This is a genomic window from Dorea sp. AM13-35 (assembly GCF_003473885.1).
GTDB lineage: Bacteria > Bacillota > Clostridia > Lachnospirales > Lachnospiraceae > Dorea_D > Dorea_D hominis.
This window is the reverse complement of sequence record NZ_QUCZ01000001.1, coordinates 270,288-286,728: the sequence shown is the minus strand read 5'-3', so window position 1 is coordinate 286,728 and position 16,441 is coordinate 270,288. Positions and strand designations below refer to the sequence as shown.

The following is a 16,441-nucleotide window of genomic DNA, read 5'->3' as shown; positions in this document are numbered from 1 at the left end:
ATGAGTAAAATCGATGAAGTCCGCGCTGACATGGTAAAAGCTATGAAAGCCGGTGATAAAGAAAGCAAGGAAACCTTATCTATGTTACTCGCAGCTCTTAAGAATAAAGCGATTGACAAACGTTCTGACCTGACCGCCGAGGAAGAAACTCAGGTTATCTTAAAAGAAATTAAACAGACTAAAGAAACTCTGGAAATGACACCTGCCGACCGCACTGAGATCATTGACGAGTGCAACAAACGTCTCGCAGTTTTAGAGCAGTATGCTCCAAAGATGATGGATGAAGCTGAGATCCGCGCTGTCATCGACGCGACACTTTCCGAAGTCGGAATCGAAGCACCTGAAGCAAAAGACAAAGGTAAGATCATGAAAGTTCTGATGCCAAAAGTCAAAGGCAAAGCCGACGGCAAACTGGTCAATGATATTTTAATGACTTATATGAACTAACCTGTCACCTTTTTTCAAATACCGTGACCGTAAAATGATCGGTTCTTAGTTCATCGCCATAATAAAAACAGCAGATACATCCGTACCTGCTGTTTTTTGATGCCAAAGTTAAAAGCCTGAAAAAGTACGAAGTACGAAACCATTTGCATGGCATCTTTTGACTCTGATATCTTTTAATAATCAACATCTGTATTCGTCTGATCGTCCGTCTTCATATGTTCTGTATAAGGCTTCTCTTCTTTCTGCTTGATCCGCACACCGAGATTCGCATAAGAAATCGATCTCCATACTCTTTTGTGTATGCTGATATCCGCTTCCATCAGCCATTCATCTTTCGTCTGCTCATAAATCTTATTCTTTCGCTGTGCAATCAATTTTTTCTTCTTATCCGCTGTTGCTTTTCTGTCTTTCAAGCTGACAAGCTTTGCTACATAACATCCCTCTTCTGTCTCAACCACATCAGTAAGATCTCCCTTGGAAAGTTCATCTGCTGCCTTCACTAGCTTCTTGTCCGGCTTTATAGATGCGGAATCAAATGTCACTTCTTTATAAATCTTCCCGGCATCCTGTGCCGCTTTCTCAAAATCCTTCTTCTCTTTTGCATGTTCCAGAAAAGCTTCTGCATCTGCTTTTGCCTGTCTCTTCTCAGCAGCGGAAAGTTCAAGTCCTTTTCCGGTCTCTTTCGTCTCTTTATAAGGGAACAGAACATATTGCATCCGCTTCTGTTTTGCCTCTTCATTCGTGACTTTCACATCTGCTTTATCTTCTACTGCTTTTTTCACTTTACTCTCTACAGCCATCAGTGTAAGCAGGCGCTTTACTGTCTTTCTTTCACCGGACACCTGATTCTTATTATGAAGCGCATTATCTTCATCAAATTCTCTGGCTGACTTCTCAATCACATCTTTTTCTGCCTGGGAGAGCGTCACCTTATATTCTTTCATATGCTCTTCCGATAACAGCATCGTCTCCAGATCTTCTATCACCTGTTCTTTGACTGCATCTTCATAATTATTGCCCTTTTCAGCACGGGATCCCCACATATCATTTCCCATATATGCCGCATAGTAAGTCTCATATCCCGCCTGGATATATCTTGCATAAAATTCAGCAATATCAGCAGTTACATCAATCCCATTTACCGTTACTGCCGCATCTTTTCCACTCATTGATGAACTGCATCCGGTAAGCGTTGTGACTGCAAGCACTGCTGCGAGTATCACTGCTGTGATTCTTTTCTTCATATCTTATTTCCCTTCTGCATTCTGATCGTTCTCTTAAGTATAGCTTAACATACCAGAATGAGTCAACCGGCTATTCCCGAATGATTATTAAGATTTTATTAGTTTTGTACCAGAATTCTTGCAATACCATCCAGAACCTTTGCTACAATCTCTGTTGGCATCGGTGGTTTTTCTCTTTTATTCCGAATCTTGTGAACATATACAAATGTATAATTCTCTGCACGGAATGTAAGACTCCCCCGGAACAGTTCGATCAGCTTCGGAATCCTCTCTGGCTGTACTTTCGCATGTTCATACATTGTAAAGGTATACATGTCACCTTTCTGTTCAATTGTCGTCACATAAAGCTTATGTGCTCTTGCTTTCAGTGCAGCAACTTCCAGAAGGGTACCAACTTTTTTCGGCGAATCTCCAAAACGGTCGATCAGTTCTTCCTCCATATCTTCCCGTTCTTCGTCCGATTCGATTGCCGCGATCCTTTTATAAATATCCAGTTTCTGGTATTCATTCGGAATATAGGAATCCGGGATAAATGCATCTACATTCAGATCAATGGTTGTCGTAAAATCTTCTTCCTCCATCTCACCTTTTAACTGTTTGACTGCTTCGTTTAACATTTTACAGTACAGATCATAACCGACTGCTTCCATATGCCCATGCTGTTCAGCTCCAAGCAGATTTCCCGCTCCACGGATCTCCAGATCCCTCATGGCAATCTTAAAACCGGAACCCAGATCTGTAAATTCCCGGATCGCCGCCAGTCGTTTTTCTGCTACTTCTTTTAAAAGTTTATTTCTTCTGTACAGTAAAAATGCGTATGCCATGCGGTTCGACCTTCCGACACGTCCACGAAGCTGGTAGAGCTGAGAAAGTCCCAGTCTATCCGCATCATGGATGATCATTGTATTGACATTGGAAATATCCAGTCCTGTTTCAATAATTGTCGTAGATACAAGCACATCGATTTCCCCGTTAATGAAATCATACATGATCTTTTCCAGTTCATGCTCCCGCATCTGTCCATGTGCATATGCCACATTTACATCCGGTACAAGTTTCTGAATCCTACCTGCCACATCTGCAATATCTTCCACCCGATTATATACATAATAAACCTGTCCCTGTCTGGCACATTCACGCTCAATCGCCTCACGTACCATTTCATCATTATATTCCATGACATAAGTCTGGATTGGCATACGCTCTTCCGGAGCTTCTTCCAGTACACTCATATCACGGATACCGATGAGACTCATGTGCAGAGTTCTTGGTATCGGTGTCGCCGTAAGCGTCAGCACATCGACATTTTCTTTCATTTTCTTGATCTTTTCTTTATGCTGCACACCAAAGCGCTGTTCCTCATCAATAATGAGCAATCCGAGATTTTTAAATTCCACATCTTCGCTCAGCACACGGTGTGTACCGATGACAATATCAACAAGCCCTTTTTTCAGATCCTGTATCGTCTTTTTCTGCTGCGACGGTGTACGGAATCGGCACATCAGATCCACACGCACCGGAAATTCTTTCATACGCTGAACAAATGTATTGTAATGCTGCTGTGCAAGAATAGTTGTCGGGACGAGATAGACAACCTGCTTATCTTCCTGTACTGCTTTAAATGCCGCACGGATGGCAACTTCCGTTTTTCCATAGCCAACATCCCCGCAGATCAGACGATCCATGATCTTCTTGCTCTCCATGTCTTTCTTCACTGCTTCGATCGCATGCATCTGATCTTCCGTCTCTTCAAACGGGAACATCTCTTCAAATTCCTGCTGCCATACCGTATCCGGTCCGTACACATAACCTTCCTGGTTCTGTCTTACTGCATACAGTTCTACCAGATCTTTGGCGATAACCTTTACCGCACCGCGGACTCTTTTCTTCGTCTTCACCCATTCCTGGGAGCCGAGACGGTTAAGTTTCGGCTTCTTTGCATCCGCGCTGGCATATTTCTGGATCAGATCAAGCTGTGTTGCCGGAATATAAAGATTGCCGCCCTTGGCATAGGCAATTTTCATGTAATCTTTGGTAATCTTATCAACCTCAATCTTTTCGATTCCCTGATAGATCCCAAGGCCGTGATTCTCATGTACAACGTAATCTCCCGGCTTCAGCTCAGAAAAGTTCTGGATCTTCCGTCCTTCATAAATTTTTCTTTTTTTCTTTTTCTTCGCCTTTCCGAAAATATCACTCTCTGCAATGACTGTAAATTTCAGCATCGGATACTCATATCCTTCTGCAATATGTCCGTATGCTGTCATAATCTCTCCCGGTTTCACAAGCCTGTCCGAATCATCACTGTAATAACTACTCAGATCATAATCTCTTAAGTCTTCGGCAAGACGTTTGGCACGCGTTCTTGAACCGGACAATAATACAACGCGGTATTTTCCTCTTTTCAATCTTTTAAGATCCTGCGTCAGAAGTTCAAAGCTCCGGTTATATGGATTAACGCTCTTTGTCTGTAACTGGTAGGATTCCCGGAGTTCCAGCCCCGGTGCGCGCATTTCCAATGCCATAAATCCGACAGATGCATATCCATTCATCTTTTTTTTCAACTCTTCAACGGTATACATCCGCATCTCTTCATCCGAAACTTTGCAGCCATTCTCTACACGACGCTTCTGCGCTTCTACGAACTCTTCTTCCACGCCTTCGCCTTTTTCCAGAAGTCTTACTGGCTCATCCAGAAACAGGATTGTCTTTTCTTTTTCAAAATAATCAAGAAACGATACGCCTTTTTCTTCGTCAGTCGGATACTCTACTGCCGGATAAATGAACACTTCCGTCAGATTTTCGATTGAACGCTGTGTCTCCACATCGAAACTGCGGACAGAATCCACTTCATCCCCCCACAGTTCGATCCGTACAGGCAGATTCTCTGTAAGTGGATAAATATCAATAATCCCTCCCCGAACGGCAAACTGACCGGGACCTTCAATCTGTACTTCTCTGTCATATCCAATCTTCACCAGTCGGTCTTCCAGTTCCTTCAGATCCAGTGTATCCGTATTCTTTATATGAATCACACGTTCACGGATCGTCTCTTTCGGAAGCAGCACATCCATAAATGCATCAAAACTCGTAACAACCGTCACCTGCTCCTTCTGAATAACCGCCTCCAGCACCTCCATTCGCTGCTTCACCAGCTCTTTACTTCTTATATCTGCCTGATAAAACAGAAAATCCTTTGACGGATACAGATACACATCTTCCGAAAGCATCTTATACTCTTCATATAAAGCTCTCGCTTTTGACTCACCGGAACAGGCGATGACTCTGTAAGCGGAGCCATCGCCAAGTGCGTACATAAAATGTGTTTTCTGAGAAGTAACACACCCCGAAATGCGTATCATCCCGGGGTTTTCTTTTCTTTTTTTATAAATATCTTCAAATTCCGCCAGCTCTCGTAACGGTTCTGTCAGCGCCTTCATACTTTTATGCCTCCTTAGGCTTCACCTTACGGTTAAATTCATTCATAGCCGCTTCCATCTCACCGGCAAGGATCTTCTCCACAGCCTGAATTGCTTTCTGGTAGCCTTCTTCCATCTCTTTCCTCTCCGCCTTTGTAAAATGACTCAGCACATAATCGGCAAGGTCATATTTTTTCGGTTTCTCTCCCACTCCGACCTTAATCCTTGGAAATACCTGGGTTCCCAGATGGGCAATAATATTTTTGATCCCGTTATGTCCTCCGGCACTTCCTTTCTTACGGATACGGATCTGTCCCGGCGACAGACTGATGTCATCATAAATGACGATCAGATCCTGTTCTTCATCTATTTTAAAATAATCAACCAGCCCCCCAATGCTCTCACCGCTCAGATTCATGTAAGTCTGCGGTTTTACAAGGAGTACTTTCTGTCCTTCTATGATTCCTTTACCGATATAGGCTCTGTTCTTACGCCCGTCTACGGATATATTATATTTGTCTGCCAGTGCATCTATGACATCGAACCCGGCATTATGTCTGGTTCCTTCATACTGCATGGTAGGATTACCAAGTCCTGCAATTATATACATATGTTTCTCACCTTCCATTTTCTCTTTTAACATTCTACAGGAACTCTACTCATTTGTCACGGAAAAAATACATGTATATTTTTCCGTTTTTTTTCATACATTATAGAAAGCAAATAGAATCTATAATATACAGGAGGTCGCTGATGAGTTCCAAAACTAAAATAATTGTACTGCATATGAGAGAAATTATATATACAGTCGTATTTGCTGTTCTTGCACTTATACTGATTTTACTTCTTTTCTTTATGTTCGGACCAAAAAAGGAAGAAAAAAAGACTTCCGGCCAGACATATACGCCGGGAACTTATTCTTCTTCCCTCACTTTAAATAATACAGATCTGGAAGTGGAAGTAACCGTTGACAGTTCCAAAATTAGTTCAATCCGATTCACAAACTTAAGCGAATCTGTTACTGCCATGTACCCACTGATACAGCCCACTCTCGAAGAGATTGCCGACCAGGTCTACGAAAAACAGTCTTTAGAAAATATCTCCTACTCCAAAGACAATCCTTACACTTCCCAGATCATTATAAATGCAATACAAGAAGCGTTAGAAAAAGCCGCAGCATCCAAATAGCTGCGGCTTTTCCTATCCTTCTACGATCAAATAACGTCCCCCCGGAAGTACGAATACTTCAGATGCGTCTTCCAGTTCTTCAGAAGACATTCCTTCAACGTCAAGTCCCTCTTCTTCAAGAAATTCACGGACTTCATCAATATTCTCTACGATCGTTGCCATGCATTCCTCCAGAAAAGCTTCTGCTCCTTCCAGCGTCTCTGCCACCGGCTCGTCAAAAAGCTGTGACTGATTCTCCAGAAATGTTTTCAGACATTCCTCATCATACTCATACATGCTCTTTTCCTCCTTCCTCTCATAGACTTTTAAACATATGCAAGAAGATCTGCCGGCTTCGCGATCATATGCTCCGGATCTGCTTCTCTTAATTCCTGTTCGGAACGGAAGCCCCAAGTTACACTAATCGTCTTAAGACCTGCATTCTTTCCCGTTTCTATATCCACTTCAGAATCTCCCACATACAGACATTCCGATGCCTCTGCACCCAGTACCTCCAGAATATGCCATACACCATCCGGCGCGGGTTTTCTCCTAATTCCTTCCTGCTGCCCGGACACGTAATCAAACACTCCGTCACCAAAGATCTTACGCACAACCTTTACCGCCTGTGCATGTGGTTTGTTGGATAATACGGCGAGTTTGATTCCTCTGTCTTTCAATGCTTCAAGCATCTTAACAATTCCTTCGTAAGGTGTTACATGATATGTACAGTTCTCATCAAATATTCTTCCATAAACCTGCATTCCTTCTTCCAGCCGTTCTGCATTCTCATCACCGACAGCTGCCAGCGATTCTTCCATCAGACGTCTGGCACCATTTCCAACAAAAGTTCTGCACTGCTCTTTCGTAATCTCCGGCAATCCCATCTCTCTCAATGTGGCGCGTACGGAATATACAAGCGATTCCAGAGTATCTGTAAGTGTTCCATCTAAATCAAAAATACAAGCTTTCATTTTCTTATGTCCTCCATGCAATTAATATAATAGTATGACCTGTTCTAAAATGCAACTAAAAATTCCTTTCAATCTGCAATCAAAAAGGAACGGAATCATTTTCCGTCCCCAAGATAGCGCCGCATAATACGCAGTGCATTTTTTTCCAGTCTGCTGACCTGTGCCTGTGAAATTCCAATTTCATCCGACACTTCCATCTGTGTTTTTCCTTCAAAAAAGCGCAGATCAATGATATACCTCTCTCTTTCATTTAAACGGTTCATTGCCGCTTCCAGTGACAGATTCTCAATCCATCTGTCTTCTTTATTTTTATGGTCACTGATCTGATCCATCACATAAAGTGCATCTCCGCCATCGTTATACACCGGCTCCTGCAGACTTACCGGTGTCTGGATTGCGTCCATCGCAAAGACAATATCTTCTTTCGATATGCCTACTTCTTTTGCAATTTCCTGCACGGTCGGCTCTTTCTGATACTGTTTCATATAATTTTCCCTTGCGTAAATCGCTTTGTACGCTGTATCTCGCAGGGATCTGCTAACACGGATGGAATTGTTATCCCGCATATAACGACGGATTTCTCCAACGATCATCGGAACTGCATAAGTAGAAAACTTTACGTCCAATTCTGTATTAAAATTATTGATTGCTTTAATAAGACCGATACAGCCGATCTGAAATAAATCATCCGAGTTTTCACTGCTCGCAGAAAAGCGCCGGATCACACTCAGCACCAGCCTTAGATTTCCTTTGATATAAGCATCTTTCGCCTCTTCATCTCCTTCTTTTATACGCGCAAACAAAGCTTCCTTCTCCTTTTCACTCAGGATTGGAAGCTTTGCTGTATTCACTCCACATATTTCTACTTTTCCCTGTGTCATATCGAGATCCTCCTCTACCAGATGTACTTTCTTTTCTAGTAGAAATCATCTCCATATCTACACACGTTATGCGGTCTTAAGATAAAATAAAAAAACTTTTATCCCTTGACATTCTTTTCTATCTGTCCCATTTATCTGCAAGATTCTGGATCTGGGATTCTAATTTTGCAAGCTCTTTATTGGCGAGTCCCTCATTCTTATAAACGACCTCCAGCAGTCTCTTCGCAGCCGCAACCACACGTTCAAATGCGGTATGTTTCCGGATTTTCTCCGGTTTCTCAGATGCTTTCTTCGGCATCCGTATACCTTCACTTATAATCTCTCCGGTCAGCAGATTTACGCTTCCGCCGGAATAAGGTGCAAACGCCGGATAGCCAAATTTTTCCTCAATAAGAGCAGCAAATTCATCTGTTACCTGATCTTCTCCGTGTACGACAAAGACATGCCGGATATCAGAAGTAAACCCACTCATCCAGTATAGCAGTCCGTTCATATCTGCATGGCCACTGATACCTTTCAGCACTTCGATTTTCGCATTGACTTCCACATTTTCACCGAACAGTTTTACAACCTGTGCTCCCTCGATCAACTTTCTTCCCAATGTTCCCACTGCCTGATAGCCTACAAAGCAGATCGTACATTCTTTTCTCCACAGATTGTGTTTCAGATGATGTCTGATACGGCCAGCTTCACACATACCAGATGCTGACAGTATAACTTTTGGTTTTTCATCAAAATTGATCAGTTTTGACTCATCACTTGTAATCGTTGTGCGTAAGCCCGGAAATACAAGCGGGTTGATTCCCTGCTGTATCAGTTTCATTGCATCTTCATCAAAGCAGGACTGTACATTTTTCTGGAATACGTTCGTTGCTTCTATCGCAAGAGGGCTGTCTACATATACTTCAAATCCCGGATATTCCGGAAGCAGATTCTTCTCTTTGATCTCACGGATAAAATACAGGATCTCCTGTGTTCTCCCAACAGCAAAAGACGGAATTACAACATTTCCTCCTTTCGCAAATGTTTCTCGCAGGATTCTTGTAAATTCTCCTACATAATCCGGAATATCTTCTCCATGTGTACGATTACCGTACGTCGATTCGATCACAACATAATCTGCTTCTTTTACTGTTTTTGGGTCTTTGATGATCGGCTGGTTCACATTCCCCACGTCACCGGAAAATACGAGTTTTCTCGTCTCGCCTTCTTCTGTGATCCAGATTTCGATCGCTGCTGATCCAAGCAGATGCCCCACATCTGTAAAACGGATATCAATACCGTCACAGAGTGTGATCCGCTGTTCATAATCACACGGATGCAGAAGTTTGATTGCTGCCATTGCATGCTCCATCGTATATAACGGCTCATATAATGGTTCGCCACTTCGCATTGCCTTCCTGTTTCTCCACTGTGCTTCAAACTCCTGGATATGTGCACTGTCACGAAGCATGATATCGCAGAGGTCTGCTGTTGCAAATGTAGATATGATCTCTCCTCTGAAACCTTCCTTGCACAACAGTGGAATCTTTCCAGAATGATCAATATGTGCGTGTGTCAGAAGCACATAATCGATGTCTCCTGCCTTTACCGGGATTTCCTGATTCTCATACAGATCCGGTCCCTGTTCCATTCCACAGTCTACGAGAATATGTTTTCCGCATGCCTCAATCAAGTGGCAGCTTCCTGTAACTTCATGGTCTGCACCGATAAATATAAGCTTCATATCATCAGCCCCTTTTTTCTTTATTGTACCACTTTTTCATTTCTTTTTCTATATTTTCTGAATATCAGTCATTTTTCGGCATTTTTCACATGCATTAACGATCATCAAGAATACTTCAGCATTTCTTTTTTCAGTCTCTGCATGATCTTCTTTTCCAGCCTCGAAATATAAGACTGGGATATGCCAAGAATATCCGCCACTTCCTTCTGTGTTTTTTCTTCACCTTTCGCATCATTCAATCCGAATCGCATTCGTATGATCGTCTGCTCCCTTGCGCTCAGCCGGTTGATTGCCCCAAACAACACTTTCTTTTCTGCTTCCTGCTCCATATCCCGGTAAATGGTATCTTCATCCGTGCCAAGTATATCTGAAAGCAGCAGCTCATTTCCATCCCAATCCACATTTAACGGCTCATCAATCGATACTTCCATCTTTGTTTTATTATTTCTGCGCAGATACATTAAAATCTCATTTTCAATGCATCTGGATGCATATGTAGCAAGCTTGATTTTTTTCTCCGGATTGAACGTATTGATCGCTTTGATCAGTCCGATCGTTCCGATGGAAATCAGATCTTCCACACCAACTCCCGTATTATCAAATTTCTTTGCTATATACACAACCAGACGAAGATTATGTTCGATCAGAAGCTTTCTTGCTTCATTCGCATCTCCATTCTTAAGACTTCTGATCGTCGCTTCTTCCTTCTCCGGTGAAAGTGGTGCCGGAAGAATCTCCGATCCTCCTATATAATGGATTTCCCGATGATCCGGAAATAAAAATGTACGGATACCCGGAATGATTTTTAATTTGAACTGATTCGGTACTGCAACTTTAATTACCATATGATTTCCTCCTAAAAAATATCAGGATTCAGAATCATCCGACAATCTTCGCATAGGATCTTTTCCTCACTGACCGCAACTAATCCGTTCTTTATGACCATATTTTCCTTCTCTGGAAATATCATTCTTTCTATCCGGAAAGCTTTCATAACACCATTTTCTTTCCCAATACTGTGATATGCGATCTCACGCATCTGTGGAATTTCTTCTTTCAGCAGACATTCCGCTATTTCCGGATCCAGTATATTTACCGGTTCTCCACTGACCGGATCACGCAGACGGTTTCCCGTATCAATCAGTGCTTTTCCATCATAGTTCTGCCCCGCATGCTCCAGACGGATTCTGCATGTTCCGAATTTCTTTCTGAACAACTGCTGTAACATCCAGAGAATTCCACCTGCCAGGTAGTCCCCCGCAATCACACATCCAAAGAAAAGGCTGCCATAACGGATATATTGCCGAAACAGGGACAGAATACCTGCCATAAGCACTGCGCTGATTCCGAGAACGATGAACGCTCTCACAAGCTCTCTGCTTCTTCTGATTCCCAGTCCTGCCTGAATCATAACAACATTTACAAAAGTGTAGAAAAAAAGCAGTTTCAAAATTCCTGGAATACCAGGAATACTCCAGACAATACATGTCAAAAATGCTCCAAGAAATGCTCCCCACAGGATACGCATTTTTCCTACTTTACACGAAAGGATTTTCCCTGTTATCTTAAGGAGCATCCAATCCATAATGGCATTGATCAGGAAAAATACATCTATGTACAGTTCGTACTGCATTTTCCACCTTCTTTTTCCTTTGGAAACTAAATCGATTTGGTCCATGTGCAATTATTATTATAAAGATATGCCCTTTAGAATTTTGTCAGAATCTGGCGTGATTTTGTCAGTTTCTTTCGACGGAAACTGACAGCGATAAAACAAAGAAGCCTGCATCTTCATCTATCGATAAAAATGTAAGCTTCTTTGTTGCTTATGTCTTTATTTTGTTTACAAAAACACTTATTTCTTAAAGAAATCCGGAATCTTGATGGACTGTTCCTTCACCTTGCTCGTAGGTGTTCTCGGTGTCTCAAGAGTCGGTGCTGTTCCTCCCATCGATCTTCTAACCTGCTGTCCGGAAGCGGATGCACTGCTCTTTGCAGATGCCATGCCAGCATCCAGTTTCTGGGATGACTTAGCGTGCTGCTGAATATGAGACTGTGTTCTCACCGGCTGCGCAACTCTCTCTCTTTCGTATTCTCTGTTATATACGGTTCCTGCCTGCGTAGTTCTGTTCTCCAGTCTTGATTTTAACTTAGAAGCGCTTCCTTCTACATTGTGAAGACCGGTAGCGATAACTGTAATCGTTGCTTCATCAGCTCTGGAATCATCATACATAGCACCGAAGATAATATTTGCTTCTTCTCCTGCAAGGTCCTGCACAAATTCTGCCGCATCAGAAGCATCCATCAGCGTAATATCACCAGATACATTAATGATAACATGAGATGCACCCGCGATCGTTGTCTCAAGAAGTGGACTGGCAACTGCCTGTTTCACAGCTTCCAGTGCTTTGTCATCACCACGACCCTGACCGATACCGATATGTGCGATACCCTTGTCTGTCATAACAGTCTGAACATCTGCGAAGTCCAGGTTGATCAGTGAAGGAACATTGATCAGGTCGGTAATACCCTGAATACCCTGCTGCAATACTTCGTCAGCTTTCTTCAGAGCTTCCGGCATAGTTGTGCGTCTGTCAACGATCTCTAACAACTTGTCATTCGGGATAACAATCAGAGTATCTACGCTCTCTTTTAACTTTTCAATTCCGCCAAGAGCATTGCTCATACGTGTCTTGGACTCAAAACGGAATGGCTTTGTTACAACTCCGACAGTTAATGCACCCTGCTCTTTTGCAATTCTTGCCACAACAGGAGTTGCTCCTGTTCCGGTTCCGCCGCCCATACCGCAAGTAACGAATACCATGTCTGCACCTTTCAGTGCTGCGGAAATCTCTTCTGCACTCTCTTCGGCAGCTTTCTCACCTACCTCAGGTCTTGCTCCGGCGCCAAGTCCTTTTGTAATCTTGTCACCAATCTGCATAAGTGTCGGTGCCTTACATAACTGTAAAGCCTGTTTATCTGTATTAATAGCTATAAATTCCACACCGGCAATCTGTTCATCGATCATACGGTTCACGGCGTTATTTCCTCCGCCACCTACTCCAACAACAATTATCTTTGCCGCTGCTTCTGATTCATTTGTCTTAATTTCTAGCAAGGGTTTCTCCTCCTTTGTTATCCTTATTATATATATTATACATCCCATACTCTTCGAGTATCCCGCCGTGCCATCTTCCCCGATCCTGCGGCACTGCGGCACGATGCGTTATACATAAAGCAACACATACAAAAGTACAGCTTGCCATATATATTATATAATATAGGCTTTTGTATAAAATATCAATAGAATTGCGGAATTTTTCTTATTTTTATTTTGATTTTTTTGCTTTTTCAAATGTGATCGTTTCCTGCCCGTCAGCGTAATTTTCCAAATGCAGAGTTCCTTCCTGCCCGCCCAGTTTTTCGATAATTGGCGGGATCTGTGCAATCTTCTCTGCAGAAATGCTCTCTCCAAGATTTACTTTTACATTTGCGATCCGCAAATAGATCCTGTCATTCCTGCAGGTAATCTTGTCCACTGACAGATTATAATTCTGTAATTCCCGGCACGCATCCAGTACTTCCGAAAAAAGTTTTGTATCTGCACATTCCAATACCTTGTACTCACCACTGGAAGTCAACGTGATGCCTTCTACAAGAGGCACCATTTTTTTTACGGCACTTTTATCTACAACAAGTCCTTCTGAATCAAAATAAACATACTGTTCTCCCTCTTTCATACCGGCAACAATTGTCTTTTCCTTTACACGGATCTGCACGGTCCATGGATTTTTCATAGATACCTGCATACTTTCAAAACACGGGAGCACGTTTCCTTTTCCCACCCCATACTGTAATACCAGATACAGGGAATTTGTAGAAAGCCTGCCACTTTTTATGCTCTCTGCCACTTCCCTGTCCGAACAGTATTCATTTCCTTTTACTTCAATCCTCTGTATATGAAACAAAAGCAGGACCGTCATTATAATAATCGCAAGTCCGCTTATCAGAACAACCAGTGCGTAGATTCTCTGCGCATGTTTCTTTTTCTTTGCGTTCTTTCTGCGCCTTGCATTTCTTTCTCTTTCCATCTGTCTGCCTCCTAAAAGCTTTTTTCGCTTTTTTTATCTTACCATTGTTGACACATTCAGCACAAGTCCCATTTCCGCAAGAAGAAACACGATCGACGTTCCCCCATAGCTGACAAACGGCAATGTAATCCCTGTATTTGGAATCGCATTGGTGACAACAGCGATATTCAGTATGACCTGAATCATCAGATGTGCCATCGCACCCGACACGATCAGCGCACCAAACAGATCCTTCGCATGCACCGCAATCACAAAAAAGCGCCACAATAACAGTGAAAATAAAAAAATCAAAAAGCCGGCGCCTGCCAGCCCAAATTCCTCACAAATGATAGAAAAAATCATGTCATTCTGCGCCTCCGGAACAAACCCAAGTTTCTGGATTCCTCTGCCAAGCCCTCTGCCGAACAGTCCTCCGGAACCGATTGCATACAGTCCCTGCACTGTCTGATATCCTTTGGCAAACTGCTCTGGATTACGCCAGATCAGAAGGCGCTCCAGGCGATAGCTCTCAAGCATGAGAAATACCGTCATAAATCCTGTCCCGATCACTCCCATCCAGATGAACTGTACATATTTCGGACTTGCCACAAATACAAGAATCACTCCGATTCCAAGAATGATGATCGCTGTACTCAGATTACTTGCTCCGACCAGCCCTACAATTGGCAGGATACAGAACAGTACCTTGAATAATATCGTAATCTTCTCTATTTTCTTAGCATTTTTATTTACCATCCATGCAAGAAATAAAATCAGTGCGACCTTGGCATATTCAGAAGGCTGAAACGAAAAAGGGCCCAAAGACAACCATCTTTTGGACCCATTGTATTCTTCTCCTGCTAAAAGGACTAAAACGGAAAGAGCCACCGCTCCCACATAGCCAGCTACAGCAGCATATTTCCAGATATGATAATCAATACCTGCTACCAGATACATCACCGCCAGTCCCAGTGCTGTTGCAAATAATTGCTTTTTCAGATAGTACATGGCATCGTGAAACTTCACTTCGCCATTATAGACACTTGTACTGTACAGGATCACAAGTCCCGCCAGAATTAAAAGCATCAGCACAACCAGCAGTGTCAGATCATATTTTTTCACTCTTACCTTGAACGTGGTCAAACTATTTTGCACTCCTTATAAGGAATTTACAATTCTTTTAAATTCATCTCCACGTACTTCATAATTCGGGAACATTCCCCAACTTGCACATGCCGGTGACAGAAGCACTGCATCTCCACTCTCGGCTGTCTTTGCTGCAAGAAGGACTGCCTCTTCAAAAGTATCTGCAAACACATAATCATGGAAACCACATTTTTCTGCATCTGCAGCAATCTTTTCCTTCGTTGCGCCAATCAGGATCAGTTTCTTAACCTTTCCATCAAATGCATTGATCCACTCTGTAAACTCGGAGCCTTTGTCATATCCTCCGCCAAGCAGCACCGTTCTGCGGTTCATTGCCTGGATTCCTTTGATCGCAGCATCTGGATTGGTTCCTTTGGAATCATTATAATAAACAACACCGTTCTTTTCTGTTACATATTCGATACGATGTTCTACACCTTTAAATGCACGGATCACTTTGCGGATAATATCCATCGGCACACCATATACTGCTGCCATCGCAACAGCCGCCATATAATTCTCATAATTGTGCATACCGAGAAGCTGTAATTCATCTACATTGCATACAAGCACTTCTTCCGGGTTCTTATAAATCATATTCCCGTTATCCAGATATATTCCTTTTTCCAACTTCTGTCTGCTGCTGAAATAGATCACCTGTGCATCTATATGTTCTCCGAACTCTCTCGTTCTCTCGTCCTCGTAGTTCAGGATACAGTAATCTTCTGCTGTCTGGTTCTTTGCAATATTCTTCTTTGCATTCACATATGCTTCCATCGTGTGATGACGATTCAGATGATCCGGTGTAAAGTTAAGGATCGCGCTGACCTTCGGACGGAATGTTACGATGCTCTCAAGCTGGAAACTGCTCATCTCTGCAACTGCAACTGCATCTTCTTCCATCTGTCTTGCTGCCACAGTATACGGATTACCGATATTACCTACAACATATGTATGCTCTTTGTATGCTTTCATGATCTCACCGAGAAGCGTTGTTGTTGTCGTCTTACCGTTCGTACCGGTAATTGCTAGCACATCACCTTTTCCAAATGCATACGCAAGCTCTACTTCACCGATCACAGCAACCTTCTTATCACGCATTGCATTTACAACCGGAAGGTCTGTTGGTACTCCTGGGCTCAACACTGCAATATCTAATGTATCAATCAGTTTCTCCGGAAATTCACCAAGGATAATCTCTGCTTTTACTCCATCCCCAAGCTGTTCTTTCATAGCAACTTTATCCAACTTGTCATTTCCATCGTAAAGAATAACCTCTGCTCCATGATCTTCCAATAATTTTACAGCTCCGATTCCGCTGATACCGGAACCGAATACCAGTACTTTCTTTCCTGTTACTTCCATTT

At 42.6% G+C, this 16,441-nt stretch carries 15 protein-coding genes; 2 read left to right on the top strand and 13 right to left on the bottom strand.

Going from position 1 to position 16,441, the window contains the following annotated elements; genetic code table 11:
• The gene (locus DW152_RS01405; protein ID WP_021861558.1) at window positions 1–447 is read left to right on the top strand and encodes a GatB/YqeY domain-containing protein; all 447 of its coding nucleotides are present in this window, start codon (window positions 1–3) and stop codon (window positions 445–447) included.
• 173 nt (window positions 448–620) lie between these two features.
• Here the strand turns inward: DW152_RS01405 and DW152_RS01400 are convergent, their stop codons facing one another.
• The 3 genes from DW152_RS01400 to pth form a co-directional block, all read right to left on the bottom strand.
• Entirely contained in the window at window positions 621–1,691 is a 1,071-nt protein-coding gene (locus tag DW152_RS01400; RefSeq protein ID WP_117538349.1) for a peptidylprolyl isomerase, read from the bottom strand.
• 98 nt (window positions 1,692–1,789) lie between these two features.
• Window positions 1,790–5,131 (bottom strand): transcription-repair coupling factor, encoded by a 3,342-nt coding sequence (gene mfd / locus DW152_RS01395; RefSeq protein WP_118287824.1) that lies wholly within the window; start codon window positions 5,129–5,131, stop codon window positions 1,790–1,792.
• A 4-nt stretch (window positions 5,132–5,135) separates the two neighbouring features.
• The gene (pth, locus tag DW152_RS01390; protein WP_117538377.1) at window positions 5,136–5,720 is read right to left on the bottom strand and encodes an aminoacyl-tRNA hydrolase; all 585 of its coding nucleotides are present in this window, start codon (window positions 5,718–5,720) and stop codon (window positions 5,136–5,138) included.
• Window positions 5,721–5,863: 143 nt separating this feature from the next.
• Here pth and DW152_RS01385 point away from each other — a divergent pair, with 143 nt between their 5' ends.
• Window positions 5,864–6,298, top strand: coding sequence for an FMN-binding protein (locus tag DW152_RS01385; RefSeq protein ID WP_021861562.1), 435 nt, complete (start codon window positions 5,864–5,866; stop codon window positions 6,296–6,298).
• 12 nt (window positions 6,299–6,310) lie between these two features.
• Here the strand turns inward: DW152_RS01385 and DW152_RS01380 are convergent, their stop codons facing one another.
• From DW152_RS01380 to murD, 10 genes are all read right to left on the bottom strand, one after another.
• Window positions 6,311–6,574, bottom strand: coding sequence for a hypothetical protein (locus DW152_RS01380; protein WP_021861563.1), 264 nt, complete (start codon window positions 6,572–6,574; stop codon window positions 6,311–6,313).
• 29 nt (window positions 6,575–6,603) lie between these two features.
• On the bottom strand, window positions 6,604–7,251 hold the full coding sequence (locus DW152_RS01375; protein WP_021861564.1) for an HAD family hydrolase: 648 nt from the start codon (window positions 7,249–7,251) through the stop codon (window positions 6,604–6,606).
• A gap of 95 nt (window positions 7,252–7,346) precedes the next feature.
• The gene (gene sigG, locus DW152_RS01370; RefSeq protein ID WP_021861565.1) at window positions 7,347–8,132 is read right to left on the bottom strand and encodes an RNA polymerase sporulation sigma factor SigG; all 786 of its coding nucleotides are present in this window, start codon (window positions 8,130–8,132) and stop codon (window positions 7,347–7,349) included.
• A 118-nt stretch (window positions 8,133–8,250) separates the two neighbouring features.
• The gene (locus DW152_RS01365) at window positions 8,251–9,858 is read right to left on the bottom strand and encodes an MBL fold metallo-hydrolase RNA specificity domain-containing protein (protein ID WP_021861566.1); all 1,608 of its coding nucleotides are present in this window, start codon (window positions 9,856–9,858) and stop codon (window positions 8,251–8,253) included.
• Window positions 9,859–9,962: 104 nt separating this feature from the next.
• On the bottom strand, window positions 9,963–10,703 hold the full coding sequence (gene sigE / locus DW152_RS01360; protein ID WP_021861567.1) for an RNA polymerase sporulation sigma factor SigE: 741 nt from the start codon (window positions 10,701–10,703) through the stop codon (window positions 9,963–9,965).
• Window positions 10,704–10,714: 11 nt separating this feature from the next.
• Window positions 10,715–11,491, bottom strand: a complete 777-nt coding sequence (locus tag DW152_RS01355; protein ID WP_158549926.1) for a sigma-E processing peptidase SpoIIGA — start codon at window positions 11,489–11,491, stop codon at window positions 10,715–10,717.
• 222 nt (window positions 11,492–11,713) lie between these two features.
• The gene (gene ftsZ, locus DW152_RS01350) at window positions 11,714–12,976 is read right to left on the bottom strand and encodes a cell division protein FtsZ (protein WP_118287823.1); all 1,263 of its coding nucleotides are present in this window, start codon (window positions 12,974–12,976) and stop codon (window positions 11,714–11,716) included.
• 211 nt (window positions 12,977–13,187) lie between these two features.
• Window positions 13,188–13,949 (bottom strand): cell division protein FtsQ/DivIB, encoded by a 762-nt coding sequence (locus DW152_RS01345; RefSeq protein ID WP_118287822.1) that lies wholly within the window; start codon window positions 13,947–13,949, stop codon window positions 13,188–13,190.
• A gap of 33 nt (window positions 13,950–13,982) precedes the next feature.
• Window positions 13,983–15,071 (bottom strand): FtsW/RodA/SpoVE family cell cycle protein, encoded by a 1,089-nt coding sequence (locus tag DW152_RS01340; RefSeq protein ID WP_264291332.1) that lies wholly within the window; start codon window positions 15,069–15,071, stop codon window positions 13,983–13,985.
• A gap of 15 nt (window positions 15,072–15,086) precedes the next feature.
• Entirely contained in the window at window positions 15,087–16,439 is a 1,353-nt protein-coding gene (gene murD / locus DW152_RS01335) for a UDP-N-acetylmuramoyl-L-alanine--D-glutamate ligase (protein WP_118287821.1), read from the bottom strand.
• Window positions 16,440–16,441 lie beyond the last annotated feature (2 nt).

Coding starts and splice junctions, on each gene's coding strand:
- DW152_RS01405 (WP_021861558.1), top strand. CDS start 1: ATGAGTAAAATCGATGAAGTCCGCGCTGACATGGTAAAAGCTATGAAA.
- DW152_RS01400 (WP_117538349.1), bottom strand. CDS start 1,691: ATGAAGAAAAGAATCACAGCAGTGATACTCGCAGCAGTGCTTGCAGTC.
- mfd (WP_118287824.1), bottom strand. CDS start 5,131: ATGAAGGCGCTGACAGAACCGTTACGAGAGCTGGCGGAATTTGAAGAT.
- pth (WP_117538377.1), bottom strand. CDS start 5,720: ATGTATATAATTGCAGGACTTGGTAATCCTACCATGCAGTATGAAGGA.
- DW152_RS01385 (WP_021861562.1), top strand. CDS start 5,864: ATGAGTTCCAAAACTAAAATAATTGTACTGCATATGAGAGAAATTATA.
- DW152_RS01380 (WP_021861563.1), bottom strand. CDS start 6,574: ATGTATGAGTATGATGAGGAATGTCTGAAAACATTTCTGGAGAATCAG.
- DW152_RS01375 (WP_021861564.1), bottom strand. CDS start 7,251: ATGAAAGCTTGTATTTTTGATTTAGATGGAACACTTACAGATACTCTG.
- sigG (WP_021861565.1), bottom strand. CDS start 8,132: ATGACACAGGGAAAAGTAGAAATATGTGGAGTGAATACAGCAAAGCTT.
- DW152_RS01365 (WP_021861566.1), bottom strand. CDS start 9,858: ATGAAGCTTATATTTATCGGTGCAGACCATGAAGTTACAGGAAGCTGC.
- sigE (WP_021861567.1), bottom strand. CDS start 10,703: ATGGTAATTAAAGTTGCAGTACCGAATCAGTTCAAATTAAAAATCATT.
- DW152_RS01355 (WP_158549926.1), bottom strand. CDS start 11,491: ATGCAGTACGAACTGTACATAGATGTATTTTTCCTGATCAATGCCATT.
- DW152_RS01345 (WP_118287822.1), bottom strand. CDS start 13,949: ATGGAAAGAGAAAGAAATGCAAGGCGCAGAAAGAACGCAAAGAAAAAG.
- murD (WP_118287821.1), bottom strand. CDS start 16,439: ATGGAAGTAACAGGAAAGAAAGTACTGGTATTCGGTTCCGGTATCAGC.